Raw genomic sequence first — 1,643 nt, 5'->3', positions numbered from 1 at the left:
TCCATGCCTGTTCGGGAACCCGGGGTGCGACGGGTCGGCGGCTGCCGAATCGGTGCGGGTGGGCGGCTCGGGCGGCGTCGAGGGTGCGTTGCCGCTGCTCACGGATCTGCTCGGCGGTGCCGTGATGGACCGATGCCGGGGTGTGCAGGGCGATCCCGGAGTGCCGGTGTTCGTGGTTGTAGTAGGTGTAGAACGCTTCGCAGTGCGCGCGGGCGTGTTGGATGGAGCCGAACCGTTCGGGGAAGGTCGGGTCGTACTTTAAGGTCTTGAAGCTGGCTTCGATGAACGGGTTGTCGTTCGATGTCTTCGGTCGGCTGTGACTGCGGCCGATCTTGAGGTCGGTGAGGAGTTGGGTGACGGTCTTGCAGGTCATCGCCGCGCCACGGTCGGCGTGCACGGTCAACTGGTCGGGGTCGACGCGTTCGCGGCCTGCGGCGTCGGCGATGAGTGCCTCGGCGAGTTGGCCGTCCTCGGCGGCGGCGACCAGGTGCCCGACGACGTAGCGGGACCAGATGTCGATCACCGTGTACAGGTGGAACCAGACTCCTTTGACCGGTCCGCGTAGTTTCGTGATGTCCCACGACCAGACCTGGTTGGGGGCGTCGGCGACCAGTTCCGGCTTGGTGCGGGCTGGGTGGGTGGCCTGGCTGCGGCGTTCGCCGGTCTGGCCGGCGGCGCGCAGGATCCGGTACATGGTGGACTCCGAGCACCACCAGCGGCCCTCGTCGAGCTCACGGGCCCACACCTGCGCGGGTGCCAGGTCCTGGTAGGGCGGGCTGTTGAGCAGGTTCAGGACCTGTTGCCGTTCGGGTTCGGTCAGCGCCGACGGTGGCGGCTTGCGCGGCGCCCGGGGCTTCGGTTCGGCCGGTGGAGTCCGGTGGCGGTAGAGGGTGGCGCGGGACAGGCCGGTCAGCCGGCACGCGGGCGCGATGCCCCAGATCGGGGTCAGCGTCTGCTGCGCCTCGACCAGGACGGGTTCGGCGTCGGCGCGGTGTCCGCGCTCTCGGAGAGCAGTTCCAAGAGCGCGTGCGCTTTTCCCATGATCGACAACGCGGTCTGGGTCTTGGACAGTTCGGCCTGCAGGCGGGCGTTCTCGCGCTGAAGACGGGCAAGTTCGGCCGTCTCGGCCTTCTTCGCCGCCCGCGCGGCCGATTGCCGCCGGTCCGTCAGACCAGCCGCGACTCCAGCGTCTCGGGCCTTGCGCCAGTCCAACAGGTGTGACCCGTACAGCCGTTCCCGGCGCAGGATCGCCCCGCGAGCCGCCGCGTCCGGCGCCGCGTCGTACTCGGCCAGGATCCGCGCCTTGAACTCTGCGGTGAATGTCCGCCGCTGGGGCCGGGCGTCCAGATCCGGGCTCTCATAGGGCTTCGACGTCATACTGATGATCTCTCCTCGCGACCGTCCAGGAAGCGTATCTCCTGGTAGGCGGGCTGTCTCACATCAGCGTGACAGGGAGGGGGGTGCTCACGCAGCCACGCAGCCAGGGTCTCGGCCTTGCGATCGGGCAGGACGTCAACACGGGCGTGGGTGACCGCGTCCAGCAGCAAGGTGGCATACCGGCGGCCACGGCGCAGCGCGAAGTCGTCCACGCTGAGCACCGCGGGCGCCGGGGTGTCCGGTATCGGGGTCGCCATCAGCACCCG

The 1,643-nt window shown here is 69.3% G+C and carries 3 protein-coding genes; all 3 read right to left on the bottom strand.

The features are described 5' to 3' along the window. A partial coding sequence (locus tag ACGFIZ_RS34195) for an IS3 family transposase (RefSeq protein WP_393427442.1) occupies positions 1-913 on the bottom strand: 913 nt, incomplete at its 3' end. Between the two features lie 32 nt (positions 914-945). Beyond that, complete coding sequence (locus ACGFIZ_RS34190) at positions 946-1,377, bottom strand: hypothetical protein (RefSeq protein WP_393427440.1); 432 nt, start codon at positions 1,375-1,377, stop codon at positions 946-948. Beyond that, the coding region (locus ACGFIZ_RS34185) for a transposase (RefSeq protein WP_393427438.1) at positions 1,374-1,643 on the bottom strand (270 nt) is incomplete at its 5' end. The genes ACGFIZ_RS34185 and ACGFIZ_RS34190, both read right to left, overlap by 4 nt.

The sequence above is a fragment of the Micromonospora sp. NPDC048830 genome (genome assembly GCF_043198215.1).
Taxonomy (GTDB): domain Bacteria; phylum Actinomycetota; class Actinomycetes; order Mycobacteriales; family Micromonosporaceae; genus Micromonospora.
Note: the sequence above shows the minus strand (reverse complement) of the source record. Positions and strands in the feature narration are given on the sequence as shown.

Bases quoted from the DNA above. Each gene is read 5' to 3' on its own strand.
- ACGFIZ_RS34190 (WP_393427440.1), bottom strand. From the start codon at position 1,377: ATGACGTCGAAGCCCTATGAGAGCCCGGATCTGGACGCCCGGCCCCAG.